Consider the following 25,500-nt stretch of genomic DNA (forward strand, 5'->3'; position numbering starts at 1 on the left):
TTTACTTATAATTTTTATGTAATTCAGATAAATCTAAAGGGTCATCCATTTCTTTTTGTAATACAACTAAATCTTCGAACATCGACTTAATCTTTTCTTTATACTCTGGATTATCTGAAATATCATTCATCTCTTCAGGGTCCCTTATCATATCAAAAAGGAGAATCTTATTGATTTCTGGATAGACCAATAGTTTAAATCCATCCTTTCTAATCATACGCTGAACGTTTAAATAAGCTCCATAAATCTCATTATAGTTTTTGGTTTTTGATTTGCCTTTAGCTAGATCTAAAAAACTATTAAACTCAACATATTCTGGTTTTTCAACCCCTCCTATTTCTAGTGCTGTTGCCATAACATCTTGTAAATAAATATCTACATCTACTTTTTTGTTTTTTGGTATATCTGGACCAATAACAATCATCGGTGGACGTATGCTATGGTCAAATAAATTTTGTTTACCTAATAAACCGTGTCGTCCCATTGCTAAACCATGATCTGATGTCAAAAAAATATAAGTATTATCCATTTTACCAGATCCTCTAAGGGCTTTTAGAATTAATCCTATTTGTGCATCAAGGTGAGATATGCTTGCATAATATTCCTGAGTATGTACTTTGATAGCATGTTTAGTTCTTGGAAACGGAGCTAATGCTTCGTCTCTTAAGTCATCACCATTGCCAATACTATTCCTATATGGATACTCTTCTAAATAACTTTCTGGAATTGAAATATTTTCTAAAGGATATAAATCTACATATTCTTGTGGTGCCTGTCTCGGGTCATGAGGTGCATTAAACGCTAAATACATAAAAAATGGCGCTTCTCTAGCTTTTGCGTTATCTATAAATGAAATAGCATCATCTTTTAAAACCTCGCTCCAATGCTTTCCACCTTCCCAAAAGCCACCTTTAGCTACATCTGCTGGTGACCAAGATGTATCATTTCTATCCACAGGACGATTATACCCATTTGGCATAATAGTTTCTGATGATGTATTCTTAATTTTATGTAATGAATCAAATTTGGCAACCATTTCATAATGATTCCAAGCATCTTTAGGCATTCCTGGGCGAATATGCACTGTATTTTGAAACAATTTTGAAGCTGGAGCATCAACATGCCATTTACCAGTCATATAAGTATCGTACCCATTTAACTCCATTAATTTACTCCACGATTTATTAAAACTTGTGGAATCATTACCGAACCAATTTTGTCTAAACGCATTTGCTCTCCAAACAAAACGACCAGAATTTAACATTGCTCTTGAAGCTACACAAACTGCACCACTCCAGGATCCCATATTATAGACATGTGTAAATGTTGTACCTTCATTTACTAATTCATCGAATGTCGGTGTGATAATCTCAGTATTACCTAATGCATGTATTGAGGAATAAGTTTGGTCATCGGTAAAAACAAAAACAATATTAGGTTTAATTTTATGTGGCTTTTCTTTTTTTTGTTTACAAGAATATGTTGACAAAAAAACCAATATCGCTAAGACCTTAAACGATTTAACTAATATGTATACTACCCTTTTATTAAAAATCATAAAAACACAAATTATTTAATTCAAAGATTTAAATTTAAAAACAACTTTTCGGTGACATATGAGCATATAATGAAAACAAATGTTTTAACTTCTCAACATTATATTTTTAGAGAACCATTTTCAATCTGCGGATTATCTGCACTCATAAAATCTAATTATTTATGTCTTTTGACGTATCACAAATTAACTTATTACAAGCTCGGTATATTGAGAAATTGAACAGTTTGAGAGCTTTTCTTTAAAAAATTAATGATTTTTTTTACAAAATGTTACTATTTTGCCATTCTCTTAAAACGGTAAAATATCACACTAGGCTTATCTAAAAACGCGTAAAACATTGTTTTGGATGATACAAAGAGTTAAAAATCATATGTTTTGTCAATTTGGACATTTGTTATTAGATAATCATTAACAAATATTAACATTTGTATCAAGTAATTAAATCAAATAATTAATATGAAGCTAAACTCTCGAGCACATTTTAAAAAACATTTAGTTGTTTTTTTGTGCCTTATCACTTTTGGAGTAATTAATGCTCAATCAAAAGCTATTCAAGGAAAAGTCACTGCTGAAGGAATACCGTTACCTGGAGCAAGTGTTATTGTAAAAGGCACTTCTAATGGCGCCAGTACTGATTTTGAAGGTAACTATCAAATCGACGCTAATGCTGATGACATTATCATTTTTACATATTTAGGTTATATAACACAAGAAGTTGCTGTAAAAGACCAAACCACGATTAACGTTAATCTGGTTGAAGACGCTTCTGAACTAGAGGCAGTAGTAGTCATTGGATATCAAACCCAAAGAAAAAGGGAAGTTTCAGGAGCTATAAGTTCTGTTAAAAGTGAAGTCTTGGAAAGGCAAGCTGTTACTAATTTCTCAGAAGCTTTACAAGGTCAAGTTGCCGGGGTTAATATACAAGCAGAAAGTGGAGCTCCAGGAGCTCGTATCAATGTACAAATTAGAGGTACAAATTCCTTAACCGGCACAGGTACAGCAGGACAAGACCCTCTCGGTGGACAGATTAACCCAAATGATAATGCTTTAAATCCTTTATTTATAATAGATGGAGTACCATTTCCAGAACCACCTAGTATTAGTCCTAATGAAATCGAATCTATCGAGATTTTAAAGGATGCAGCGACAACTGCTATATATGGTGTTCGTGCAGGTAATGGTGTTGTAATTATAACAACAAAAAGAGCTAAACCAGGACCTATTAAAGTAAATCTAAGCACGTTTACGTCCATTAATAGAATTACGTCGAGTGTACCAACACTAAACACTAGAGATTATATAGCCTTAAATAGACAGTATGTCGAAAATAATGGACAATCTTTTGAAAGCAACGGTGTATTTGTAAACAACCCAAATGCTTTAGACAATGATACTGATTGGCAAGATTTGATATTAAATGACAATGCTATAACCTATAATTACAATCTTAGATTAGCTGGAGGTTCTGACAAATCAAATTTTAGCCTTGTTCTAGATCATATAAATCAAGATGGTACACTAATCAATAGTGATTTTGAGCGTACTAACTTACGTCTTAATAATAATTTCAAAAAAGATCGATTTTCTTTATTTACCAGTGTATTTTTAAGTAGAGATGATTCTGACAGAGAACCGTGGGCAATATTATATGATGCTATTGTTTCTCCTGCCACTGAAGCAGGACCAGATCGAATTGAAGATAATAACTCTGTATCAGGAGATCCCAATCAGTTTAATGTACTTGGTAATATACTTAGAAAACTACAAGAAACAAGTAAGAGAAAATCAAATACAACTAGTATATCATTACAATTTAAATACCTATTAGCCAAAGGTTTAAATGCAAAAGTAAATATAAGCGGTAGTAGAAATAGTTCTGAATCGACTTTTTTTAGACCTGGTTTCATTTTCTTAGATGAAGACACAGGAGAAATAATACCAGGTAGAGAACGTGCTGCGATTTCTATATTAACAGAAAGTACATCCTTATTTGAGCAAGGAACCATAGAAAGTATACTTGACTATAAAACAAATATTGGCAATCACAATATATCTTTATTAGGCGGTGTTACAGCAGAGCAACGTACTTTTAATACTACTAGAACCGAAGTGCAAGAATTTAGATCAAATACTCCTATCCCAACAATTGATCAAGCCATAGACACAGATGTTGTAACTGTGCAAGGTAATGAATCTCCAAATAGACTTTTTAGTGTCTTGGGATCGTTAGGTTATGATTATGATGGTAGATATTTAATAAGAGCTAATGTTCGTAGAGATGGATCGAGTAATTTCCAACCAGATTTTAGATATAAAACTTTTGGTGGTGTATCTGTTGCATGGTCAATCGCTAGAGAAAGTTTCTTTAAAAACTCTAATGCTTTATCCTTTATCAACGATCTAAAATTGAGAGCTAGTTATGGTGAAGTTGGTAACCAAAATATTGGTTCTTTTAGAACTTCTAGATTAATTGGTAACAATTTTAATATTCCAATAGGAAATGACATAGTAAATGGATTAACTCAGACAGATATATTTAATCAAGACTTACAATGGGAAACTAGTATAACTAGTAACCTAGGTATTGATTTATCACTATTTAAATCAGCTTTTAATTTAACAGCAGAATATTATAATGTAAAAAAGGAAAATCTTTTATTAGAATTACCTGTTCCAGGTTCTTCTGGTGCTGAACCTAATAACAATAGTCCTGCTACAATAGCCTCTAATGCAGGTGAGTTAACTAATCAAGGTATAGAAATATCAGCCGATTTTAAAGACAAGAAAGGAGATTTTACTTGGGGTATCAGTGGAGTTTTTACTAGAAACATCAATGAAGTTACAAGATTATTTGGAGCTACATCACAACTTACAGGAGAAAGAATTACTCCAGGTAACAACAGGCTTACAGATTTACCTGTAAACTTTGCGAGAATTGGTAATCAAGCCGGTGCCTTTTACCTTCTTAGAACTAATGGAATTATACGTACACAAGAAGAATTAGACGAATACCAACTACTGACAGGAGATATAGTACAGGGAGCTCAAATTGGAGATTTCAGATTTGTTGATGGTAACGGAGATGGCAGTATTGATTTAACTAATGATAGACAATTTGTAGGGAATAATGTGCCAGATTTTGAAATTGGTTTAAATTTTAATGCTAAATATAAAAATGTAGACTTTAATATGAGTTGGTTCGGATCATTTGGTAGTAAAATTTACAATGGTCCTAAAGCCTTAGCGTTTGATGCCAATAACCATAGAGACCAATTATTTGCATATACACCAACAAACACAGCTTCAAACATTCCAAGCATAAGAGAAGCAACAATACCTTTTATTCCATTCACAGACTTTTTCTTGGAAGATGGAGACTATGTTCGTCTACGAAATGTACAAATAGGCTATAGCTTGCCTAAAAATGTTTTAGAGAAAACAGGCTTAGATCAATTTAGATTGTATTTAGCTGGATCTAATATATTAACAATCACCGATTATTCAGGATTTGATCCGGAAGTAGGTGGAGATGGTTTATTTTCAAGAGGTTTAGATAGAGGTTTAACTCCGATAACTGCTTCTGGAAGAATAGGGGTACAATTAGGATTTTAAAATAAAAATTATGAAAAATAGAATAGTATTTATTGCATTATTAAGTATTGTTGCTACTTTTTTTGGTTGCGACGATGATTTCTTAGAGGTTGAAAATCCAAATGATTTAAATGCAGATAATTTTTGGCTAAGCCAAGCTGATGCAGAAGCTGGTATTTATGCTGTATATAGTTCACTACAATTTGCTGGAGTTATGGGTGCGAATGCTACCGTAAATTACGCTTTACGATCCGAAGCAGGCAAAGTAGGTAATGTTAACCGTGGTGCTACACGTGTGCAAGTTGATGATGCCCTTGTAGATGCTACAAACGGAGATGTACAAAGACAATGGGATGATACATATCAAGTAATTTTTAGAGCGAACCAAGTATTAGAAAATGTTCCAGATATTGATATGGATGAAACAGCTAAAAGAGAAATTTTAGGCGAAGCTCGTTTTATGAGAGGTCTTGCTTTTTTCTGGCTAGCAACAACATTTAATGAAGGTAATATAGTATTACCAATAGTAGCCGCAACAAATCTAGAAGAAAGTAGAAAAGAACTTTCTGATAGAGCAACTGTGTATGCTCAAATTTTCGAGGATTTAACTATTGCACAAGAAAATCTTGAGGGAAGATTAAATTGGGATGCTGAAGGGTTGCAAGGTAGAGCAACTTGGGGTGCAGTAACTTCTATCTTAGGAAAAGTGCATCTTTATGAAGAAAACTTCGCAGAAGCTAAAAGAGAGTTTAAAAAAGTTATTGATTCTGGTGAATACAGCTTAGCCCCAAATATTGTTGATAATTTTACAGAAGAAGGAGAATTTAATCCAGAATCGATTTTTGAAGTACAGTTTTCTATTAACCTTGTAAATGATGGTAATTTCGGTAATGGAGAAGGAGAAAATCCGAACGAATCTACATTAAGACCTGTTTTATATGCTAGAGGTAATGGTGGGTTTGGTTTTATGTTTACCACTCACTTTATTTCTGGATTATATCGTAATGAAGTCGTAAATCCTAATTTACCAATAAACATAGTTAATCCTCAAATAATTTATGAAGATGGTTATGAATTTGGTGGTGATGATGAAGGTGAGAACGAACCATTTATAGAAGTATTACCAATAAGAAGAACTTCCCTAAGAAGTCAGGCATCTATAGTTTATCAAGATGATGGTCAGCTTTTTTATCAAACATCGACAAGAGAAGCTTATATCCCATTAAATTCTAGGGCATACATAAAAAAATTCATGAACACTGACGATCCCTCTGAAGCTAGAAATTCAGGGATTAATGAAAGAGTCATTCGATATGCAGATGTGATGCTAATGTATGCAGAAGCTGTTTTAAGAGATACGGGAGATATTGCTGAAGCTTTACCATATATAAATCAAGTAAGAGAAAGATCTGGTTTGGTTACGTTAGAAACTTTATTTGCAGGAGTGGATGTACCTCCAATAATTGAAAACACATTCCCTGATATCACAGAGGCTGAATCTGATGCTATCGTCACTCAATTAGCAACAGATAACCCGCAATTTTTAATACCACCACAAGATCTTAATGCAACAAACATTCTTAGACATTTGTTTAATAAGGAACGCCCTGCAGAATTTGCCTGGGAAGGTAGAGCAATTACATGGAATGATTTAAGAAGAAGACCGGCTTCAATAGGTACTGCAATAGATAGAATACAGGAATTGGGTGATTACACATACGGTGTGGTATCTGTAAATGTTGAACCCTTTGAGTTAAATGACGATGCAATTGAAACAGCACTAGGTGATTTTGTAAATAGAAAAAACAACTTTAATCAAGACGATTTCTTCTATCCCATACCGGCATCAGAAATATTATTAAACCCTTCATTAGGAGGCAACTAATTTTAAATTCTAAATAATGAAAAAAGTTTATAAATATATTTTTACCATAAGTCTAATATTAACTATTGTGCTATCCTGTACGACTTATGACTACGAAGAACCTAACAACGGAGCAGGGATTACCCTGGGTATCAACAGTCTTAATTTGGGGTTAGCCGATGAGGTGACTCAGACTAGGATTAATGATACTGTCGTTTTTACAGATCTATCAATAGATTCTGCAAATAGAATATGGACAGTTATGGAGAGTAGTGCCCAAATTGATATTTTAGGTAGTAGCGATGATAGATCAAGTTCAAGAGAAACATTTACCGCTGTTTTTAAAGAAGTAGGAGAAGTTGGTGTCGAATTAAGACCGACATTTAATAATCCTCTGACCGAAGAAAGCCCAGAATTTGTCGAATTTAATTTTAATGTATTACCATTAATCGAAGCTAATTTTACAACTAATATTCCAATAATAAATGGCGAATTAGTTATAGAAGCTGGTGAGACAATTACTTTTACAAACACTAGCAGTGAATTAGAAAATGCTACCTGGAGTATTATAAATTTCGACACGGAGCAAGAAGTTGCTAATTCTGATAGTGTTGATAGTTTTATCACTTCAATAGGATCCGTTGGTAATTTTGTAGTTAGTTTAACCGCTTTTACTAACGAACCTTTTTCTCAAGATATGATTTCTGTACCTTTTAGAGTTATACCATCTTCTGCTCCACTAACTGTTGCGGACGAATTTAATGAGAATGAAGCTGGGCAAATTGTCGTTCCTTTCTCAAGAGATTTGGATGCTAGTACATTAGATGAACCATCTAATTTTGAATTATTCGTAAATGGTGTACCAGCAAACGTAAGTATTGTTAGTTTAGATCCAGAAAATGCTTCTAATCTTTTAATAACTCCTGCTAATAATATCAAGAATTTTGAAACAGCAACACTATCATATACTAGAGTAAATTTAAACTCAGCAGATTCAGTTGAAGCTCCGTCATTCTCTGATATTACTGTTACTCCTTTCGGTGGAGTAAATCTTTTTCCTAAAGGAGATTTTGAGTTAGCAAGTGAAGACAATTATGATGTGAACAATGGTTTTCTTGGTATCAATGCTAATCAAGTTAGTATAAGTTTCCAAGATGGTGTGGGTATTAATAACTCTAGAGCAATCGTGTTTTCTTCAGTAGCTGGCGCTATTCCAGGGAGTAGAAGAATTGCTTTTGGTGACAAAAATGGAAATACTAACCCTGATGGTGTCAATATTCTTACGCCTGTAGAAGATGGAGTAACCTATATCATAAGGATGAAAGTTAAATATACAGGTGTACCACCAGATGAAGTTAATTTTGGTTTTATAAAACTTCCTTTTGCCCAAAATACAAGAGTTCAAATCCAATTAAATGCTGATCTTATAGAAGGAGAATTTGTTGATGCTATAGGAGAATTTACAGTAGTCGCAGGTACCCAACCAGACATGTATGCATTGGCAAATGTAACTATAGGTGGAGGGCCTAGTGAAATTATTTATGATGATATACAAGTCTTCGAAAAAGATCTGTAATTATTGGATGTTTTTATTAAATAGATAATTAATTTTTTATAATTTGAGGGCTGTTAAGAACAGCCCTTTTTATTTTTTTCTATGTCTAAATATTTATTATTTATATTCATAATATTAGTCGTTTCTTGCTCAAAATCAAAAAATACAAAAAACAAAGAAACGCCAATATTTACATTATTAAAAAGTGAGAAAACCAACATACACTTTAACAATAGGGTTAGAGAAGATTATAACAATTTTTTTGGTGTATTTAACTACGCTTACAATGGTGCAGGAGTAGCTATCGGCGACATAAATAATGATGGCTTATCAGACATTTATTTTGTAGGAAATCAAGCGCAAGACAAATTATATCTAAATAAAGGTGATTTTATTTTTGAAGATATTACTAGAAAATCAGGTATAAAACCTAAAAAAGCATGGCATAACGGTGTTGTTATGGTAGATGTTAATAATGATGATTTATTAGATATTTATGTTACAGTTGGCGGATGGAAAGGTGCTAAAAAAAATAGAGCTAACGTATTATATATTAATCAAGGAGATGCTACTTTTAAAGAACAAGCAGTAGAATATGGATTGGCAGACACTGGCTTCTCTATTATGGCTTCTTTTTTTGATGCGGATGGTGATCAAGACTTAGATGTATACCTAACCAATAGACCTAAAGACTTTTTTTTAAATGCAGAACAAGTACTAAAAGGTAAAGAATTAAGTCCAGACTATTCAAGTGACAAATTATATTTAAATGAAAATGGAAAGTATGTAGATGAGAGCAAAACAAATGGTATAATAAACACTTTCGGTTATGGTTTAGGGCTTTCTACTAGTGATCTTGATAACGATGGGCATATAGATATTTATGTTGGAAATGATTTTTTTGAAAATGACTATTATTTTAAGAATAATGGGAAAGGGATATTTACTGAAAACATAAAAAACTTCTCTAATCATACTTCTTATTATACCATGGGGGTTGATGTAGTAGATATTAATAATGATGGTTTAGAAGACCTATTCGCCTTAGACATGTTTCCAGAAGATTATGTGCGCGCCAAAACAACCATGGCACCAATGAATGCTGAACTTTACAACTCTTTAATGGATCAAGGTTTCCATCGACAATACATGCATAATGTACTAAACATCAATAACGGGAATGGTTTTTTTAGCGATATAAGTCAATTGGTAGGAGTCAATAGTACAGATTGGAGCTGGTCTTGTCTAGGCGCTGATTTTGACAATGATGGTGATAATGATTTTTATGTAACTAATGGATATCGAAGAGATTTATGGGATAGAGATGCCAATACAAAACGACAAGAGTACACCTCTAAACCAATTGATAAAAGTAAAAGTCCTAATCAGATTATTAAAGAAGTTGTAGCGTTATATCCTGCTGTAAAACTTCAAAATTATTTATTCGAAAATAAAGGTAAACTGAAATTTAATAGCACTGCAAAAAAATGGGGCCTTCATAAAACTAGCTTTTCTAACGGTGCTGCATATGGAGATTTAGATAATGATGGGGATTTAGATTTAGTAGTCAATAATATAGATGATGAAGCTTTTATTTATAGGAACAATTCTCAAACCTCTTCTAATAATTATTTAAATATTAAATTCAATGGTCCATCAACAAATACTAAAGGGCTAGGAAATAAAATAACTATTTTTCATAATGACAGTATACAGTATAAAGAATTTAAAACTGTAAGAGGCTATCTGTCTTCAGTAGATCCTAAAATACATTTTGGTTTAGGTGAACTTAAAAAAATAGATAGTATAAAAATTATTTGGCCAGATGGTAAGCAAAATATATTACAAAATATTGATAGTAATCAAACATTAAATATCAATTACACAAGTGCTAAAAAAACAGAAAGCAAAAAAACAGAAACACATACACTACTAACGGAAACTACATCAATACTATTTAAAGAACCGTTTACACATAAAGAAAATATTTATGACGATTTTAAGGACCAGGTACTTATACCTCATAAACTATCTCAAAATGGTCCTTGTATTACAGTTGGTGATATAAATAATGATGGCTTAGAAGATTTTTATATTGGTGGAGCAGGAAATCAAAGTGGTCAAATTTATCTGCAAAATTCTAAAGGTAAATTTACAGTTACAAATCAACCCATTTTCAAAAGTGACCTAAAATATGAAGATGTAGGTGCTACTTTTTTTGATGCAGACGGAGATTTAGATTTGGACTTATACGTAGTAAGTGGTGGTAACGAATTTGAAGTCCACTCTTCTACTCTTCAAGATAGATTATACTTGAATGATGGAAAAGGTAATTTTTCAAAATCAAATAATTTACCGCAATTAAATGAAAGTGGCTCTGTTGTTATTCCTTTAGATTTTGACGCCGATGGAGATTTAGATCTTTTTGTTGGTGGTCGCTTAATCCCGAAAACATATCCGTACGCACCAAAAAGTTTTTTATTAGAAAATGACAAAGGGACTTTTAAAGATGTTACCAACACACTAGCCCCTGAATTATCAAATATAGGCATGGTGACTTCTGCAGTTTGGAGTGATATTGATGGTAATAAAACTAATGAGCTTATTCTTGTTGGCGAGTGGATGCCAATTACCATTTTTGAATTAGAAAATAAAACTTTTAAAAATGTAACTGAAACATATGGGTTAGAGCATACAAATGGTTGGTGGAACAAAATAATAGCATCCGATATTGATAATGATGGTGACAACGATTTTGTTGTAGGTAATTTAGGTTTAAATTATAAATTTAAAGCAAGCAAAGAAAAACCATTTTCCGTTTATGCTAATGACTTTGATAACAACGGTACCAATGATATTTTTTTAGCAAAATACTATCAAAACAGACAAGTTCCGATTAGAGGGAAAGAATGTTCCTCACAACAATTACCTGGTTTAAAAAAGAAATTTACAACCTATAAAGAATTTGCTAAAGCTGACATTTTTCAAATTATTGATACTAAGAACAATAAAGCCTTAAAATATGAAGCAAAAGAATTTGCTAGTATTATTTTAAGAAACGTTAATGGTAAACTTAATCTTGAAATTCTTCCTATAGAAGCTCAATTTTCAACTATTAATGGAATTGTAGTTGACGATTTTAACAAAGATGGATTCAAAGATATTTTGATAGCAGGAAATAAATTTGAAGTAGAAGTTGAAACCACAAGAGCTGATGCTTCAATTGGATTATTAATGTTAGGTACAAAAACAGGAACTTATAAAACCATAAATTCACTTGAGAGCGGTTATTTTATGCCTCATAACGCAAAAGATCTTCGATATATTGAGATGGCAAATAGCGCAAAAGGTATCATTACAGCTATTAACAACAGTACATTACGGGTTCATAAGTATCATTAACTTTTGTATTATAAAAATTCCTCATAAAAACCATTTGTTCTATGATAAAAGACATGAGTACTTCTTAATAAATGGTAAATTTATAATTTTACTAGGATGAATTTTAAATTTACTATGTAATGAAAAAAATTACCTTTTTAATGTTTCTTGTGAGCACTTTTACATTTGCTCAAGTAGCAAATGTAATTATAACGAGTACTGATCCAGCAAATTCAGCGGCATCTGTGGCAAACATAACTGCTGGTGGCGATTTTGATGTTACTTTTGACTACTCAACAGATCAAGATATTGTTTTAACTACAGAAGTAGAATTTGTAACTTTTAGTGGTGGTACCTCTTCTTTTGCCCTTGTAGGTTCAGGTCAAGAATTTACGCTAGCTGCTGGTACTTCTGGTACTCTAACAGCTACTTTAACTTTTCCTACTGCAAATCCTATAATTGGTTCTGATATAGGTAATGAAACTACTTTTACTTTTCCCGGTGGAGATGATAATACAGAAGCAACTCGTAACACACCCTTAAGTCTAACAACTTCGGGTGCTGGTGCAAACGCAGGTATGCGTGTTAAATTTAGTACGGATGACCCTGCAGATATTGTTACTGGTTCTGCTGGAAATTTTCCTTTTAATGATAGTGTAACCAACATTGAGTTTCGTGATTTAGATTTTAACGATATAGACGGTGTAGCCACTCCTCCTCCAACCGGAGGTATAACGTTTGCACTAACCGCTCCTTCAGCAGTTGTACCCGTTGGTTCTCTAGAATATGGTGAGCCTTTCGACATCAGTGGTTTTACGTACACTTCTACTGAAGATATTCCAGATCTAACGGTTGCTTTAGAATTAATTGGTTTTGGAACTCAAACCAGATCTTTCGAGATTCCAGGAACTGCAGTTTTAGTTTCTGATACACCTTTAGCCGCAGGAACAGATCAACCACTGCCGACCATGACAATAACTTTCCCTTCAAGTGATACATTTACCGATGGAGATGGCAATGTTTGGACTATAGGACCAGGAGGTACTAGTGATGTTACCGTAACACCTCCAGGAGGTACAGCTGAAACCCAAGTAAATACGCGTATTCAATTTACAACATCTAATGCAGACAATATCATAAATGGATCCCCTAGCAGTGGAGGTGGTGATTTTGGAGGATCAGGAACTAATATAGAATTTAGAGATATACTTATTGATAACATTACCGGCACTACATTGAGCATAAATGATTTTGATTTTAGCACAGTAAGCGTTTATCCTAATCCTACATCTAATTTAATAACAATTTCTGGCTTAAATAATATCGAACAAATAACTATACATAATATGCTAGGTCAGCTAGTGAAAAATGTTAAGAATACTAACACAGTAGATATATCAGACCTAGAAAATGGAATTTATTTCTTAGAAACCAACAACCAATTAAAACGCAAAATTCTTAAAAACTAAACCCCCAATACCTATCCATTATAATTACAAAAGCTCGAAACCTGTTTTCGAGCTTTTATTATTATAATTCCTTACCATCAATTCTAAATTTAGAAAATCTGCTCACATTTTAAACCAAATTTGTTCTTATAAAAATCATTTATTCTACAGTAAACAATAAATTATAACGAATTTTAATTGCACTAATCATTCTTTAAATTTGATGCATAAACCGCTAAGTTTTATTCTGCTATTTTGGTTGTTCTTTTCTTGTAATAAAGATAATAAATCAAATATTGAACTTACAAAAATTTCAAAACAACCGAACATTATATTCATAATGTCAGATGATCATACCTCCCAAGCATTTGGTATTTACAAAAGTAGGTTAGCAAATTTAAATCCTACACCTAATCTAGATAAACTTGCAAAAGAAGGGATCATTTTTGACAATTGCTTTGTAAATAATTCCATTTGCACACCAAGTAGAGCAGCTATTTTAACAGGTCAGCATAGTCAAGCAAACGGTGTTCTGGATTTAGAAGGTGTTTTGCCAATGAACAAACAGTATTTACCTATAGAAATTAAAAAACTAGGGTATCAAACCGCTTTAATTGGTAAATGGCATTTAACAGCAAAACCTAATTTCGATTATTATAATATTTTAACCCATGCACATCAACAAGGAACATATTTTAACCCTTGGTTTACAGAAACAGGAATGAACTTCTCCCTTTGGCAAGATGAAGATTACGAAGGAAAACAATATAAAGGCCATAGTACAGATATCATTACAGACTTAACGTTAGACTGGTTGTCAGAAAAAAGAGATCCCAAAAAACCATTTATGCTAATGTATCATTTAAAGGCGCCACACGATAATTTTGAGTTTGCACCGCGTTATAAAAATTACCTAAAAGACATATTCATTCCTGAACCAGAAAGTTTATACAACAACAAAAAAAACGGTTCTGTTGCTACAAGAGGTAAAAATGATTCTTTAATCCATCTCATTGGTTCATCTGTTTCTAAAAGAAATACAATAAGAAATTATGCAGAAATTCTCTGGGAAGATAAGTGGATGAAAAACTCAAATCCAGAATTTGACAAATCAAAATACGCCAACAATAACATTACTAACAGAGAATTAACAAGTGCTACTTATCAAGAATATATAAAGCGTTATTTACGCTGCGTAAAAGGCATTGATGATAATGTGGCAAGAGTCATAAAATTTTTAAAAGAAAACGATCTATACGATAATACTATAATTGTGTATACAGGTGACCAAGGTTTTATGCTAGGCGAACACGATTATATAGATAAACGTTGGATGTACGAAGAGTCCATGAGAATGCCTTTTTTTGTTCACTATCCAGAAAGTATTAAACCAAATACAAGAACAGACGCTATTATCAATAATACCGACTTCGCCCCTACTTTAATCGAAATGGCTGGCGGAATTGTTCCTGAAAAAATGCAAGGACATAGCTTTAAAAAAATTTTAGAAACGGGAAAAGAACCGGAAAACTGGCAACAATCAACCTATTATAGATACTGGATGCATATGGCACATCAACACGCCAATCCAGCACATTTTGGGATAAGAACAAAAACGCATAAACTTATTTTTTACTACGGAAAATATTGGGTAGATACAGACAACCCTGATGCTAAATGGAACAAAGATAGTTGGGGGAATGACTTTACTAACCACACACCAGTTGCTTGGGAATTATATGATTTAGAAAAAGATCCAAAAGAAATGAACAATGTTTACCACAATCCCAGCTATAAAGACATCATTACAGAATTAAAAACAGAATTAAAAAAGAAAAGAGTTCAATTAAATGAAGAAGATGGAAACAAATATCCACATATTCAAAAAATAATAGACAAACATTGGAACGATTAAAAAATACTAACTAATGAAAAAAGGAATTCAAACATTAACACTCATTTCAATCTCAATTTTATTTATATCTCTATTTGGATGTAAAGAATCTCAAAACAATGGATCAAACGAAGATAGTGAATCAACTATAAATGTAAAAGAGGTGGAAAAGCCAAAATTTGGTTGGAACGACACTTCATTTTCATTAGATGAACGTGCCAATAAACTTATCGCGGAAATGACATTAGAAGAAAAATTCTCACAAATGTTAGATGTCTGCCCACCAATAGAACGACTAGGAATTCCCGAATACAACTGGTGGAACGAAGCACTTCATGGTGTAGCTAGAAATGGTAGAGCAACTGTTTTTCCGCAAGCTATTGGTTTCGGTGCAACCTTCGATCCAGAATTAATATTACGTGTTGGTACTGCGATTTCAGATGAGGCTAGAGCAAAATATAATGAAGCCTTAAAAATAAACAATCGTAGTAGATACGCAGGTTTAACATTTTGGTCACCAAACGTTAATATATTTAGAGATCCGCGCTGGGGTCGCGGACAGGAAACCTATGGCGAAGACCCGTTTTTAACCAGTAAAATAGGTGTATCTTTTGTAAAAGGATTACAAGGTGATCATCCTGATTATATGAAAGCAGCAGCGTGTGCAAAACATTATGCTGTGCACAGTGGACCAGAAGAGTTTAGACACGAATTTGATGCAATTGTAAATAAAAAAGACCTTTTTGAAACCTATTTACCAGCGTTTGAAGCCCTGGTAAAAGATGCAGATGTAGAAGGTGTCATGGGAGCTTATAATAGAACGCTTGGAGAACCTTGTTGTGGTAGTCCATATTTACTAGAAGAAATTCTAAGAAAAGATTGGGGATTCGATGGATATGTAGTTTCGGACTGCGGTGCCATTCAAGATTTTCACAAGTACCATAAAGTTACTAACTCGCCCGAAGAATCTGCAGCTCTTGCCCTAAAAAGCGGTACTAATATTAACTGCGGAAATGTCTATAGCGTTTTAAATAATGCGCTGGAACAAGGCCTGATCACCCAAGAATTACTTAACCAACGATTAAAAGAAAACCTTTTGACCCGTTTTAAATTAGGAATGTTTGACCCAAAAGGCTTAAACCCTTACGATGATATTACAGCAGAAGTCATTGATTCCCAAGAACACAGAGCTCTTGCTCGTGAAGTCGCTCAAAAATCAATTGTGTTACTAAAAAATCAGAACAATGTATTACCTTTAAAAAAAGACGCAAGAACAATGTATGTTGTTGGTCCGAATGCCTCTAATGAAGAAGTGTTATTAGGTAATTATTATGCATTAACTAGCAGTACACAAACCATTTTAGATGGTATTGTAAGCAAAGTAAGTCCAGGTACAAGTATCAATTATAAATCAGGGACATTACCTTTTAGAAAAAACGTAAACCCCATCGACTGGTCTACCGGTGAATCTGGCAAATCAGATGTCGTTATTGCCGTTATGGGTATTTCACCACTTTTAGAAGGTGAAGAAGGTGAAGCTTTAGCATCTAGCGAAAAAGGTGACAGAACGGAAATTAAACTACCTGAGCATCAAATTGAATATATCAAAAAAATCAAAGCGCAAACAGAAAATCCATTAGTGTTGGTTTTGACTGGTGGTAGTCCAATTGCAATTCCTGAATTATATGATATTGTAGAAGCAGTAGTTTTTGTTTGGTATCCTGGTGAAGAAGGCGGAAATGCTGTTGCAGATATATTATTTGGTGATGTTGCGCCTTCAGGAAAATTACCAATTACTTTTCCAAAATCTGTAGCACAATTACCAGCATATGAAAATTACAATATGGAAGGAAGAACCTATAAATACATGAAAGAAGAGCCTTTATTTCCTTTCGGTTTTGGCTTAACCTATACAAATTTCGAATACACAGATTTAAAAATAGCCGATAACTATAAAGCGTCTGTATCCATAACGAATACAGGAAAAATAGATTCTGAAGAAGTTATACAATTATATATCAGTTCGCCCTTAGCCGGAGAAAAAGATCCTATTTACGATCTAAAAGCATTTAAGCGCGTATTCTTAAAAGCAGGCGAAACTAAAACTGTAAACTTTGATTTATCCGAAGAAACCTTCTATCAGTTTAATGACGAAGGAAAAAAAGTGCTTAGAAAAGGAACATACACCGTTTCTGTAAATGGTGCATTACCTTCTAAACGAAGTGAAGATTTAGGGGCATCAAAGGCCATTACAACCACTGTGAATTTTTAAAATAACAAGATGTATAAGCATATTAAAAAAATAGTATTGTTTTCAATTTTAAGTTTGTATATCACTTTTTTTAGTTGTAAAACAAGTGAGTCAAATAACAAAAACATTGTATATAAAAGTAGTCCCAAAGCTGTTCTTGGAAAACCTAAAAAACTATTAATATTCTCAAAAACAAATGGTTGGCGACATAAATCAATCCCATCTGGTATTAATGCTATAAAAAAATTAGCTTCGGAAAATAATTGGATAGTAGAAACTACAGAAGACTCGCTTCAATTTAATTTAAATCATCTAAAGCAATATAAAGCATTAGTATTTCTTAATACTACTGGAGATATTCTAAACTCACAACAACAAGAAGCCTTTAAAACATACATTAATGAAGGTGGCGGGTTCGTTGGAATTCATTCTGCATCAGACACAGAATACGATTGGCCTTTTTATGCTGAAATGATTGGTGCTCAATTCAAAAATCATCCAGAACAACAAAAAGCAATTTTAAGAGTACATAAAAACGATAATCATCCGGCAATTGCACATCTAGATGATACATTTCAAAAATTTGACGAATGGTACAATTTTAAAAAACCAGTTCAGAAACACGTCAATGTATTGTTAGAGTTAGATGAAAACTCTTATTCTGGTAATAAAATGGGGACTAAACATGACATCGCTTGGTATCATACTTACGAAGGCGGACGCATATTCTACACAGGAATGGGACATACCAACGAAACGTTTGTAAACCAAGATTTCATTCAACATCTAAAAGAAGGTATTTTATGGTCAATGGGCGAAAAAAATGTGCCTATAAACGAAAATGGTGAAGATTTATTAGATGCAAATTTATCTAAATGGGATGTTTGGATGGGCGCTGTACATCCTTCAGTTGATATTGATTTTGAAAAATCTGAAGATGTTAAAAAAGGAAAACCAATGGGATTAAATAACGATCCGAAAAAAGTATTCTCTGTTAAAAAAGATGAAAATGGTAATGATATACTTCATATTACTGGAGAAATTTATGGTGGTTTAACTACTAAAAATGAATACGGAAATTATCATCTTACCGCTCAGTTCAAATGGGGTGAAAAAAAATGGGAACCACGTTTATACACCAAAAGAGATAGCGGAATTTTATACCATGCCAAAGGAGTTCACGGAGCGTTCTGGAATGTTTGGATGGCTTCTTTAGAATATCAAGTACAAGAAGGTGATTGCGGAGATTTTATTGCTTTAGGCAATGTATATGGAGATGTACCTGCAGATAGATTGAAGGACAAAGATGGTAACTTTAAGAAATTCGTATACAATCCAAAAGGGAAAGAAGTTCCTTTAAAATGGGCTGGTGGTTTTGAATCCGGACAAGCAAGTAAATCTGAATTACACGAAAAACCAAACGGAGAATGGAATACCTTAGAAATTTATACTATTAATAATGAAAGTATTCACTTAGTAAACGGTTTTGTAGTCAATAGAGTTAAAAATGCGCGTTATGATATTGGTGGAAAAACCATTCCTGCAACACGTGGTAAAATTCAAATTCAATCCGAAGCCGCAGAAGTTTTCTATAAAAACATTAAAATCACCCCTATTACTAAATTCCCTGAAACTTATAAAAATCAATAATTCATTCAAAAAAATCAATCATAAAAAAACATAAACTTCACACAAGATTAAAACATTTGTTATCGCATTCTACTCATATGAAATCAATTCGATTTACTGTTATTGATAATTTTGTGAACACAAATTAATATCAAAAGCTAACGCATGAAATCCATAAAAAAACTACTATTACTTTGTTTAGTATCCATAGCTTTTTTCTCTTGTAAAGACACAAAAAAAGAAAGCCAAAAAGAAATAAAAGAAGTTAAAGAAAATCCAAAATACTCAGCCGATTGGGAGTCATTAATGAATCATAAAACACCAGAGTGGTTTTTAGATGCAAAATTTGGAATATACTGTCATTGGGGACCATACTCTGTTCCAGAATTCGAAAGTGAATGGTATGCGCACTGGATGTATGTAAACAAAGATAACCCAGAAGCCAAAGATGGAAAAGCGAGTTCATTTTATGAACATCACGTAAAAACATATGGACCATTGAAAGAATTTGGTTATAAGGATTTTATCCCCATGTTTAAAGCAGAAAAATTTGATGCTGCAGAATGGGCAGATTTATTTAAAAAAGCAGGTGCAAAATTTGCTGGTCCAGTTTCTGAACATGCAGATGGATTCGCTATGTGGGATAGTGATTTAACAGAATGGGATGCTAAAGATATGGGACCAAAACGAGATGTTATGGGCGAATTATCTAAAGAAATCCGTAAACGTGATATGAAATTCATTGCCACATATCACCGTCAATGGTTATTTGGCTGGTACCCAACTTGGGATGAAACAACGGATGCTTCTGATCCAAAATATGCTGGCTTATATGGTCCAAAATTAAAAAAAGGAGACAACCAAATGCCTCGGAGCATGAAGGAAATTGATAAAGGCATAGACAGATATTATCCGCTTGCTGATAAGAAATTTAACGACGAATGGTTGGCTAGACTAAAAGAAATTATCACTAAATACGATCCAGATTTAGTTTGGTTCGATAATAAAATGGACGTAGTTAGCGAAGACATTAGAAAAGAATTTTTAGCACACTACTATAACACAGCTGACAAAAGTGGGAAGGATGTGGTTGCAACTTATAAGTTTTATGATTTTAAACCTGGTACTGCAGTTCTGGACTTAGAGCGTTCTAGAATGAAGGAAAAGAAAGATTTTCCTTGGTTAACAGACGATTCCATTGACTGGAATTCTTGGTCACATATTAGTAATCCAAGATATAAATCAACCAACAGATTAATAGACTTTTTAGTAGATGTCGTTAGTAAAAATGGAGCAGTTCTGTTAAATATTACACCGAGAGCAGACGGTACAATTCCTGAGCCAGTAAAAGAGCGTTTATTAGAAATGGGACAATGGCTAAAAGTAAATGGTGAAGCTATTTATGGTACAAGAACCTTTGAAATTTATGGAGAAGGAGACGCTAAAGTAGTCGAAGGTCATCTAAGCGAACGTAAAAATGCCGATAATACAGCTAAGGATATTCGTTTCACAACAAAAGGAAATATTCTATATGCTACAGTTTTAGATTGGCCAGCCGATGGAAAACTAAATATTAGAGCCCTGAAAGCTAACAGCGACGTTTACAATTCTGAAATAGCATCTATACAAATGCTAGGTAGTGAAGGAGATTTAAAGTTTTCTAGAAACGAAGAGCATCTATCCATCACTTTACCGAATAAAGTTGGCGACCATGCGTTTTCATTTAGAATAACACCCAAAGAATAAGTGTGTGTGTTTGTTAAACCACTTCAAAAGTATTGATTATAAGTTTTTTACGTACAGTTATTTGATATCAAATAAAGAGAAGTCCAAAAACAGGTGAAATAGATATTCAAACTGCTAAATCAAGCATATAGTCTTAGGGTACATTGTTCCTTCGGATAAACACATCCGTTATATTGTTTAAAACATTTGTTTCTTCAATCTAAAGGCTGTTAAATTAATTTTGATATAATAAATAACAAACCTATGAAGTTATACAAAAAAAGTATCCTAATTCCGCTTTTGTTTTTCGTTCTAAATGTATTGGCTACTGATATATATGTTGCAAAAACTGGAGACGATTCAAATGACGGAACAATCGATAATCCTTATCTCACAATAACCAAAGCTGCGAGCATCGCTGTAGCTGGAGATATCGTTTTTATAAGAGAAGGAACTTACGAAGAAACACTTACACCATTAAATTCTGGAACAGCTGGAATGCCAATTATTTTCCAATCTTTTCCAGGGGAAAAAGTAATTATAAGTGCTATGGAAACCGTAAATAACTTCACTCAAGATTCGGGAAGTATTTACAAAAGTACTTTGGATTGGAATTCTGGTCAACGAATGTTTGTAATACATAACGAAACAGTATTGGATTTAGCGAGGTGGCCAAATAATACAGATGGTGACAGATTTACTTTAGATTCTAGAAGAAGTACAGGTGGTAGTGACAGAAACAGCACAGCTTCAGGACACTTATTAAATAATGAAATCCCAAACTACGCATGGGAAAATGGAGGATCTCTATGGTTTTATGGTGATCGACCTGGTTCTGGATGGACGTCTTGGAAATTTCCAATTACGGCAAGTTCATCAGGAAGAGTCGATTGGCAAAGTACACATAGTAGCAATTCAGGTTGGATAGTTGGATTCCACCCACCAGCAGATGGGGGAGATTTTTATCTTGAAGGTATTAAAGAGGCTCTAGATTTCCAAAATGAATGGTATTTTGACTCAACAACAAATGAATTATTTATACAATTACCATCAGGAGGTGCCCCTAGTAATAATTCTGTTCTGGTTTCTAGAAGAGCAAACACCATTGATATTAACAGTAAAAACTACATTGAAATTAGAAGTTTAGCTGTTTTTGGAGGATCAATCAGATTGAATGGTAACTCTAATAGATTATATGAAGTATCTAGTTTTTATGGGGGAATGACCAGAGGAAGCGCTGCAAATGGCATTTCTACTGAAACTGGAGCTATAAATATTGGATGGTCTAATCCAAGACATAATGGAAATATAATTGAAAAATGTGAAATTGTATTTGCTGATGGATCTGGTATTATTGATAGAGGATCAAATACTATGATTAAAAATAATTTCATCCATGAAGTTGGATATTTAGGAAATTATGATGGCCCTATACGATCTAGAGATGCTTCGAGTACAACAATTTTAAATAATACAATTACTAGGTCTGGACGTGATGGTATGAATGTAATAAACAACAATTCCGAAATAGCATATAACGATATTTCGCACAGTAATTTAATTGCTGATGATTGTGGGTTATTTTATTATTCAGGATCTAGTAATGCCGCTAATGCTGCTGCTGATCCAAAAAATATATCAATACACCATAATTGGTTTCATGATGCACAAGGAAGAGGAAATCTTAAAAAAGCAGCAGGAATCTATTTAGATACCAATCCAAACGGATTTGAAGTATATAACAATGTTGTGTGGAATGTAGAATGGACAGCAATACAGATGAATTGGAATGCATTGAACGTAAATGTTTACAATAATACATTTATACAAGCTGAAAGTGGTGCTATGGGTGCATGGCATTTAGCGGGCACCGCATTCTCTAACGTAAATGTATGGAACAACATCACAGATTCCGAAATAGAAGACGATCCAAATACCCAGGAGTCTGAGACAACCTGGGAACCTCAATCTGATCAACAAAATAATTTAATAATAGACAGCTCAGTATTTAATAATGCAGCAGGAGGTGATTTTACCTTAATAGCAGGTTCTAGTCCTATAGATGCGGGAAGAATTATTGCAGGAATAACAGACGGTTTTCAAGGTACTAATCCAGATGCGGGAGCGTACGAATTTGGAGGAGAAAACTGGACTGCTGGTATATCTTGGAATCCCCTTTACGGTCCTACTGGATCAGGATGCTATGGATTACCTGGCGAAAATTGTATTAATCTACCAGGAAATGACCAAGACCAAGATGGTGTTGCCGATTCTAATGATTTATGCCCAAACACACCTACAGATGCAGTTGTTGATGCAACAGGGTGTCCAGTATTTACATTACCCGTGGATAATTTCACTGTTTTAGTTACAGGAGAAACATGTAGTAATAGTAATAATGGCTCTATTCAGATTACATCTAACGAAACAACTTTATCTTTTACCGCTACAATTGATGGTAGCACACAACAAGAATTTAGTACTAGCACCATATTTGATGATTTAGCCGCAGACGATTATACCATTTGTATTACCACAACAGCAGATGCAGATTATGAGCAATGCTATAATATAACAATTGTGGAACCTGAAAATCTATCTGTATTTTCAAAAGTTAGTCAAACTGATACAAGTGTTACTTTAGAACTTGCAGGAGGAGAACTTTATAGAATAGAGCTAAATGGTATTATAACTGTAACCGAGCAAGATGAAATAACTTTAGAATTAGGTTTTGGTGAAAATGAATTAAAAGTAACTACAAATAAAGATTGTCAGGGAGTTCATAAAGAAAATATCTCTGTTTTAGATCAAATAAAAATATACCCTACTCTAGTAGAAAACACATTTACTATCGCTATTCCTAATATAGAAATTCAAAACAATATTAGCTATCAAATTATTTCATTAACGGGTAAAGTTGTAATGCAAAAAAACATACGGCAATCAAACCAAAACATAATAGTCGATACAAAAAACCTAAGTTCTGGAGTGTACTTTATCAAGGTCAAATCGAATAACATTAATTTCCAATCAAAAATCATCAAACAATGATATATAATAAATCTATAAAATACACCGCATTATTAGTAATGACTATTTTGCTTTCCGCTTGTGGTGGTGGCGATGATGGGCCAGGCGTTCCTGAGCAAAACCCAAAAGCGTCAACATTAGTGTTTCCTATTCAAAATTCTGAATGTAATGAAGGTAGTTCTATTTCTGAAACCGAAAGCCTTGTTACTTTTGAATGGAATGAATCTGCTAATACCAATTCGTATACCGTAGTTCTTGAAAACCTTACAGACAATACTACAAGAAATATCCCTTCAAATAACACTACCAAAGAAATAAATTTGCTCAAAGGTATTCCGTATTCTTGGTATGTTATATCGGAATCTAACGTAACGACAACTACAGCGAATAGCGAAACATGGAAGTTCTATAATGCTGGTGAAGGTGTTGAAAATTATGCGCCTTTTCCCGCTGATTTAGTGAGTCCTACAATGGGAAGTACAACAAACACATCAGTAACACTAAATTGGACAGGAAGTGATATTGATAATGATATCGATAACTATGACGTCTATTTCGGCACAAGTAATCCGCCTAATACGTTACAAGAATCTACTACTAACTTGAGTATTAATATAAATTCATTGACTGCTAATACCGTTTATTACTGGCGAGTTATTAGTAATGATAGTCACGGAAATAATTCACAATCACCCATTTTTGAATTCATTACTCAATAATTATTTAAACAAATGAAAAAAGAACTGTTTTTTTGTCTTTCATTAATAGTCTCCTGCACTTTTCAGGCTCAAACACCAGAACCGCCTGAAGGTTTCAAATGGGTGAAAAATGAAAAGTTTACAGATGAATTTAACGGTAAAGAATTAGACAAGGCCAAATGGCACGATCGTTCTCCTTACTGGGTAAATGGTAGACCTCCTGCAACATTTAGAGCTTCACAAGTTTCTATAAAAAACGGTAATCTTCAAATTAAAAATTCTGTATTAAAAGGAGACAAGAAGTATAATATTAAAGGAGGTGCTGTTGCTTCTGTTGCAAAAGATGCTTTTTATGGCTATTATGAAGCTAGAATGAAAGCATCTAGTGTCTCTATGTCTTCGACGTTTTGGTTAAAAAATAAGCCAGTAGACGAAAGTAAATGTCCTAAAGAACAACTAGAGCTGGATATTGTAGAAGCTATCGGACATAGAAAAAGAGGGCAAGATATGAGAACTACTTTACGATCTAATACACATATTTTTCATTACGACTGTGAAGGTATAAAGAAAGTAAAATCTGCTGGTCCTGCAGAACATAAACCAATAAGTCCGCCAGTAAATGAAGCTTATCATGTTTATGGTTGCTGGTGGGTGGATTCTAATACTATTAAGATTTACTTAGATGGTGTGTATCAATACACTATGCATCCAAGCACAGCATTCAGTAAAACACCATTTGACAGACCAATGTATATGCATATGGTTACAGAGACTTACAATTGGGAAACCCCTCCTACTCCAGAAGAATTAGCAGACGATTCCAAAAACACTACATATTACGATTGGGTCCGTTCCTATAAATTAATAAAAGAATAA

Annotated in this window: 13 protein-coding genes; 12 read left to right on the plus strand and 1 reads right to left on the minus strand. The window is 33.4% G+C overall.

Going from position 1 to position 25,500, the window contains the following annotated elements:
• Position 1: 1 nt before the first annotated feature.
• Positions 2-1,558 (minus strand): sulfatase-like hydrolase/transferase, encoded by a 1,557-nt coding sequence (locus D1818_RS04940; RefSeq protein WP_118456680.1) that lies wholly within the window; start codon positions 1,556-1,558, stop codon positions 2-4.
• Positions 1,559-2,014: 456 nt separating this feature from the next.
• On the opposite strand from D1818_RS04940, the gene D1818_RS04945 reads away from it, so the two are divergent.
• The 12 genes from D1818_RS04945 (at position 2,015) to D1818_RS05000 (ending at position 25,500) form a co-directional block, all read left to right on the plus strand.
• Entirely contained in the window at positions 2,015-5,170 is a 3,156-nt protein-coding gene (locus D1818_RS04945) for a TonB-dependent receptor (protein WP_118456681.1), read from the plus strand.
• 10 nt (positions 5,171-5,180) lie between these two features.
• Positions 5,181-7,034 (plus strand): RagB/SusD family nutrient uptake outer membrane protein, encoded by a 1,854-nt coding sequence (locus D1818_RS04950; RefSeq protein WP_118456682.1) that lies wholly within the window; start codon positions 5,181-5,183, stop codon positions 7,032-7,034.
• A 16-nt stretch (positions 7,035-7,050) separates the two neighbouring features.
• Complete coding sequence (locus D1818_RS04955) at positions 7,051-8,589, plus strand: hypothetical protein (protein WP_118456683.1); 1,539 nt, start codon at positions 7,051-7,053, stop codon at positions 8,587-8,589.
• 81 nt (positions 8,590-8,670) lie between these two features.
• Positions 8,671-11,970: a VCBS repeat-containing protein gene (locus D1818_RS04960; RefSeq protein WP_118456684.1), complete on the plus strand. Its 3,300-nt coding sequence runs from the start codon at positions 8,671-8,673 to the stop codon at positions 11,968-11,970.
• A gap of 119 nt (positions 11,971-12,089) precedes the next feature.
• A complete protein-coding gene (locus D1818_RS04965) occupies positions 12,090-13,418 on the plus strand; it encodes a T9SS type A sorting domain-containing protein (RefSeq protein WP_118456685.1) in 1,329 nt (442 codons plus the stop codon).
• Positions 13,419-13,737: 319 nt separating this feature from the next.
• A complete protein-coding gene (locus tag D1818_RS04970; RefSeq protein ID WP_233558500.1) occupies positions 13,738-15,312 on the plus strand; it encodes a sulfatase in 1,575 nt (524 codons plus the stop codon).
• Between the two features lie 13 nt (positions 15,313-15,325).
• On the plus strand, positions 15,326-17,563 hold the full coding sequence (locus D1818_RS04975) for a glycoside hydrolase family 3 C-terminal domain-containing protein (protein WP_118456687.1): 2,238 nt from the start codon (positions 15,326-15,328) through the stop codon (positions 17,561-17,563).
• Between the two features lie 9 nt (positions 17,564-17,572).
• Positions 17,573-19,192: a ThuA domain-containing protein gene (locus D1818_RS25695; RefSeq protein WP_233558501.1), complete on the plus strand. Its 1,620-nt coding sequence runs from the start codon at positions 17,573-17,575 to the stop codon at positions 19,190-19,192.
• A gap of 144 nt (positions 19,193-19,336) precedes the next feature.
• A complete protein-coding gene (locus D1818_RS04985) occupies positions 19,337-20,917 on the plus strand; it encodes an alpha-L-fucosidase (protein ID WP_118456688.1) in 1,581 nt (526 codons plus the stop codon).
• A 243-nt stretch (positions 20,918-21,160) separates the two neighbouring features.
• Positions 21,161-23,947 (plus strand): T9SS type A sorting domain-containing protein, encoded by a 2,787-nt coding sequence (locus tag D1818_RS04990; protein ID WP_118456689.1) that lies wholly within the window; start codon positions 21,161-21,163, stop codon positions 23,945-23,947.
• A complete protein-coding gene (locus D1818_RS04995) occupies positions 23,944-24,645 on the plus strand; it encodes a fibronectin type III domain-containing protein (protein WP_118456690.1) in 702 nt (233 codons plus the stop codon). The genes D1818_RS04990 and D1818_RS04995 overlap by 4 nt, the downstream gene beginning before the upstream one ends.
• A gap of 12 nt (positions 24,646-24,657) precedes the next feature.
• Positions 24,658-25,500 (plus strand): family 16 glycosylhydrolase, encoded by an 843-nt coding sequence (locus D1818_RS05000; RefSeq protein WP_118456691.1) that lies wholly within the window; start codon positions 24,658-24,660, stop codon positions 25,498-25,500.

It is taken from the genome of Aquimarina sp. BL5, assembly GCF_003443675.1.
In the GTDB taxonomy this organism is placed as follows: domain Bacteria; phylum Bacteroidota; class Bacteroidia; order Flavobacteriales; family Flavobacteriaceae; genus Aquimarina.

Coding starts and splice junctions, on each gene's coding strand:
- D1818_RS04940 (WP_118456680.1), bottom strand. CDS start 1,558: ATGATTTTTAATAAAAGGGTAGTATACATATTAGTTAAATCGTTTAAG.
- D1818_RS04945 (WP_118456681.1), top strand. CDS start 2,015: ATGAAGCTAAACTCTCGAGCACATTTTAAAAAACATTTAGTTGTTTTT.
- D1818_RS04950 (WP_118456682.1), top strand. CDS start 5,181: ATGAAAAATAGAATAGTATTTATTGCATTATTAAGTATTGTTGCTACT.
- D1818_RS04955 (WP_118456683.1), top strand. CDS start 7,051: ATGAAAAAAGTTTATAAATATATTTTTACCATAAGTCTAATATTAACT.
- D1818_RS04960 (WP_118456684.1), top strand. CDS start 8,671: ATGTCTAAATATTTATTATTTATATTCATAATATTAGTCGTTTCTTGC.
- D1818_RS04965 (WP_118456685.1), top strand. CDS start 12,090: ATGAAAAAAATTACCTTTTTAATGTTTCTTGTGAGCACTTTTACATTT.
- D1818_RS04970 (WP_233558500.1), top strand. CDS start 13,738: ATGTCAGATGATCATACCTCCCAAGCATTTGGTATTTACAAAAGTAGG.
- D1818_RS04975 (WP_118456687.1), top strand. CDS start 15,326: ATGAAAAAAGGAATTCAAACATTAACACTCATTTCAATCTCAATTTTA.
- D1818_RS25695 (WP_233558501.1), top strand. CDS start 17,573: ATGTATAAGCATATTAAAAAAATAGTATTGTTTTCAATTTTAAGTTTG.
- D1818_RS04985 (WP_118456688.1), top strand. CDS start 19,337: ATGAAATCCATAAAAAAACTACTATTACTTTGTTTAGTATCCATAGCT.
- D1818_RS04990 (WP_118456689.1), top strand. CDS start 21,161: ATGAAGTTATACAAAAAAAGTATCCTAATTCCGCTTTTGTTTTTCGTT.
- D1818_RS04995 (WP_118456690.1), top strand. CDS start 23,944: ATGATATATAATAAATCTATAAAATACACCGCATTATTAGTAATGACT.
- D1818_RS05000 (WP_118456691.1), top strand. CDS start 24,658: ATGAAAAAAGAACTGTTTTTTTGTCTTTCATTAATAGTCTCCTGCACT.